Here is a 4,242-nt window from a genome sequence, read left to right as displayed (position 1 = left end):
GATGTGTTTTAGGAAGAGTATAAAAACCCTTAAAAAGCTTAGAAAGTATGTGGTTAACTCATTAAAATATGACTATACGAATGCCATGGTGGAGGGTAAGAATAATAAGATAAAGGTAATTAAAAGAGTATCCTACGGATACAGGAGTTTTAGGAATTTTAAGGCAAGGATAATGCTAATGGAAAGGTATAAGATACAAAAAGGCAACATCCATAGCTATAATTTTGCTATGAATGCTGCCGCATAATTTAATAGATTTTATTGATTTAAATTATCACCAACGTTATTTGACATAGAGCCTATATTAGTATCTTTTTTGTTTCTATTTTAAGCAGTTTTTATACCTGTTTTTTGTATTTTTAGAGGTTTTTAGTATCAAAACAGTATCAAGAGTGATACTATTATTACAATATTCACATTGCTAAATTTGAAAATTTATATTTAAGATTTTTTTCTTTTATGCTAATCTCCCGGGGAAAATAGTCTTTAACGGCTTAATACCATCTAATTGCTTATTATTTTGTTTGTTATTTTTACTCTTGTACAGCTCAATATAATACTTATCATCACTTTGCATTTTATTCAATGTATAGAAAGTGCCTAATTCCCAAGAACACCAGCCACGTATATTTCCACTACCACGTATAGAAAACTCACTATTAACAGTTCTCAAAAATAATAATTGCCTTGACTCTGAAAGATGTTTTGATAAATTGTTTTTTATATCAACTCCGTTTTTGAAATTTGGAGAAAATATCCAGTCAACATATAAAAATATATCTTTTTTTAGCATAAAAATAAACAGCGACAGTGTGTATAGTTTATCGTCAAAAGCATGAGATAAGAAAACTTTATTCCTAGCAAAATAATCCATGTTTACTTTACTATTATGAATATATCCTCCATTAGTCTGAGGTTGATTAATTATGGAATTGTTTATATCGCTTAATAACTTTATTAGTGAATTAAATGCATAATATTCATCTTTTGATTTACCAATAGTCTCCGTAAAACTTTCCAATTTACTGAGATTTTTCTCATTGATAAAATCATTTTCCAATTTGAATCTGTTTAAGTTTTTAATATATACTTCATTGAACTCAAATTTATCAATTTCCATGTTATATGAATTAATTAAAAATTTTTCTTCAATTCCAGTAAGTATTGCTATGTTTAGTTTTAAAAGGTTAGATAAATTAATCCAAAAATAGCCCTCAAATTGTTCAAAAATAAAACCATTCAAGCAATCTTTGTTTTCATCTACTATAATACTTTGTACACTCTGATACAAACTAACTCTATCGATTCCATCCATAAAAGATATCTCCTATACTCCCTGTATAAACAATTACCAAGTAGGTGGTTTATGTTCTATACCATGCTCTATTAAATCTTCAATGTTATCTTTAATATCGCTGTAAACATATTTACTTGATGAATAACCTGAATCAAAACATTTTACATTTTTTGAAAGTTTTTCACCTTTTAATATCAAATAATCAAACGGATTCTCACCCTTATTATCTTGCTCTCCAGATGAATTCTTCAACTTGTGGATATAAATTCCTACGATTCCTTTATTCAACTCATATGCTTTTTTTATTTCATAATTTATCCATTTTCTGTTTGCTGTTTTTTCTCCGATTAAAACTACTAAACATGAACGCTTATTTAATTGTTCATCAATCCATTCTTTAATTTTACTCTCACTTTTTTCTTTTACTTCTTCCCAGTCATTATCAGAAAAGGTGGAACTGCTATCTACTTTCCCCATTTTGCGAACCTGTCCCGCCCTCCAATTATCATTGTCGTAATGAAAGCTGAAGAATACCTGTCTTTTTGTCATTTAAAAATCCTCCTTATTTAATATTTTAACTGCTTGCATTATATTTCTAACAGACATATCAATATCTCCATCGCATTGTTTATTTGCCTGTTCAATTGCCTTTATTGTATTTTTATCTGAGATTTCTTGAATTGCTTTATCATATATTTCTTTAGATGACCCACCAGTATATTCAATAGGTAAGCATGCTAATCCATGCTCTTTAGATAACTCATATTCTTCTAAAACTCCACTTGCGATATTTTCTGTTTCTTTGTTCCCAAAAATGAATATTGCTATACCACAATTTTCAATCATCTGCTCTCTATTTTCTTTATACAAGGTATCTAAATCTATTCCTAATGAACTATTCTGTGGGAAAGGCATAAGTGTTAAAAAATCATTTATTTTAGAATTGTGAGTCAAACAATAATCTGCAACACCATTTAACACAAATTCGCCTATACCTTTTCCATAGCCATTCACAATACGATAACCATTCTTCGATAGTTCAAAAGATAATTTATGAATAAAAGTTCGAGCGATTTCATGAGAATAACCAGGATAACAGTATGCACTACCTGATATAAATATTGTTTTTCGTCTGTATTTATCTACAAGTGTACTTAGTATTTCAGTAATTTCATTATAATCATTAACCAAGCAAGTAAAAATACCATACCTATTTAAATCTTCAATTCGTAGTTCTTGCTTTGCTTTTTCATATTCTGAATTCTCCACGGTATCCTGAACTCTTTTCATAATACAATAATGCTTTCTTGTATTTTTTTCGTCAAGTAACACCCTTAATCTTCCAATTACATAGTTGAAATTTGGATCTTCAAAGCTAAAACCCAAAAATAGAAATGTTTTAGTAAGCAAATCTCCCTCTAAAACCTCTCTAAATAATTTTCTTTTGTTATATCCAAACTCTTCATAATCACTTCTTGTTATTACTGCATCTTCAGGAGTTCCTACATCACCATGCAGCTTATATACTATCGCATCAAAATTATGATTTGTACCTCTTAATTGTTCATCCTTTGTTTTTACATAAGGCTTTTTCATATTATTTTCTAAAGCTTTTTCTATTAACCTATCATAATTTGTTGTCCAAAAAGTTGAAATGGGCAGCTGGGATAATAGTTTATGATTTTCAGTAGGCTTTACTAATTGAGAAAATTGATCCTTGATTAAATCATCTATTGATGTTCTCTTTTTTGAATTAGAATAATACTGAGCCAAGTTAACCAAATCACTTTCTTTTTCAACATCTAATCCAATTTCTTCTGCAGGTTCTCTTAAAAGTTCTTTCCAACTACAAAATCCAGCAGTAATTGATAATCCTGCTCCAATAAATGCTCCTAATCCATCACCTTTAATAGCTTTTTCAACTTCTCTAATCAAATCTTTTTTTGATACTTCACCTTTAATAATAGTAAACACCTCCCCCTATTCTCTCGGTCCTAAGAATTTATCACCATTTAGTTTTAAATGTTTTAAAATCCAAGAATGCCGTTACATATATTTTCCCGGCTGAAACATTTTCTGTCATTTTTTCAATTTCTTTTATTCGCTTTGGCTCCATTGCACCCACAGAAGTTACGGACTCAACAAAATAAATCCGTTTTTATTGATTTAAATTATCACCAACGTTATTTGACATAGAGCCTAAATCTTTTAATATATACGTCTTAATTGCATCTGTATGAATTTTATAATTAATTTTTGATATCTCTCTGTGTAAATTCCATGTTAATGATAATTTAGAAGTTTCATCATTTCTCAATCTCTTACAGTCTTGAATTATATATAATTTAAATTCTGGTGATAACCATGAAGCAAATTCTAATGCAATATCACTATGTGCATATGTTCCACCATACCTACCTGCTTTTGACACGATACCTTTTGCCTTCGTACTTTCAATCTATTTTTGAGGCGTCATGGTAAATCTATTAAGCCCTGCTTCCATTTTAAACGTGTCGAATTGCACACGGTTAAAATTTTCATTGTTTAATATCTCCCACAATCCTATAAACTCAAGTGTATTTCTATTTCTCATCCAATTTTGTATAACAAACCTTGGATCATCTTCATTTTTATATTTGGCAATATCTGTTAATGAAATATAATCATTCATATAATCTTCAGTATATACTTCTATACTAAAACCTTGAGCCTCTATTTTATCTTTTTTTACCTTTGACAAAGTAGTACTCTTTTTTATTTTATGTATTGTTTACAACTATCTAAAATTTAGATAACTCTAAACAACATATAGGTTATATTTTTTTTACAGAATCACTAAAACCCTTGATTTTATTAGACTTTTTACTACTAACCTATATATAAACACTTTATATTATATCATATTTTTGAATGTTAAATGCACTTAAATATTTGATGTACAATAT

Annotated in this window: 5 protein-coding genes and 1 pseudogene; 1 reads left to right on the top strand and 5 read right to left on the bottom strand. The window is 28.6% G+C overall.

The features are described from left to right. Positions 1–247: transposase (locus HMPREF0634_RS02105; RefSeq protein WP_007788572.1), on the top strand; the 247-nt coding region annotated here is incomplete at its 5' end. A gap of 210 nt (positions 248–457) precedes the next feature. Here HMPREF0634_RS02105 and HMPREF0634_RS02100 read toward each other — a convergent pair. From HMPREF0634_RS02100 to HMPREF0634_RS09915, 5 genes and pseudogenes are all read right to left on the bottom strand, one after another. After that, on the bottom strand, positions 458–1,315 hold the full coding sequence (locus HMPREF0634_RS02100; RefSeq protein ID WP_040565637.1) for a hypothetical protein: 858 nt from the start codon (positions 1,313–1,315) through the stop codon (positions 458–460). A 33-nt stretch (positions 1,316–1,348) separates the two neighbouring features. After that, positions 1,349–1,846 (bottom strand): TIR domain-containing protein, encoded by a 498-nt coding sequence (locus tag HMPREF0634_RS02095; RefSeq protein ID WP_007788575.1) that lies wholly within the window; start codon positions 1,844–1,846, stop codon positions 1,349–1,351. Next, complete coding sequence (locus HMPREF0634_RS02090; RefSeq protein WP_007788574.1) at positions 1,847–3,271, bottom strand: SIR2 family protein; 1,425 nt, start codon at positions 3,269–3,271, stop codon at positions 1,847–1,849. Positions 3,272–3,302: 31 nt separating this feature from the next. Further along, complete coding sequence (locus tag HMPREF0634_RS10135; RefSeq protein ID WP_276324344.1) at positions 3,303–3,449, bottom strand: BsuBI/PstI family type II restriction endonuclease; 147 nt, start codon at positions 3,447–3,449, stop codon at positions 3,303–3,305. Between the two features lie 6 nt (positions 3,450–3,455). Further along, positions 3,456–3,968: pseudogene (locus HMPREF0634_RS09915) on the bottom strand (KilA-N domain-containing protein). Positions 3,969–4,242: the final 274 nt, after the last annotated feature.

Origin of the sequence: Peptostreptococcus stomatis DSM 17678, from assembly GCF_000147675.1 — a bacterium.
Taxonomy (GTDB): domain Bacteria; phylum Bacillota; class Clostridia; order Peptostreptococcales; family Peptostreptococcaceae; genus Peptostreptococcus; species Peptostreptococcus stomatis.
Note: the sequence above shows the minus strand (reverse complement) of the source record. Positions and strands in the feature narration are given on the sequence as shown.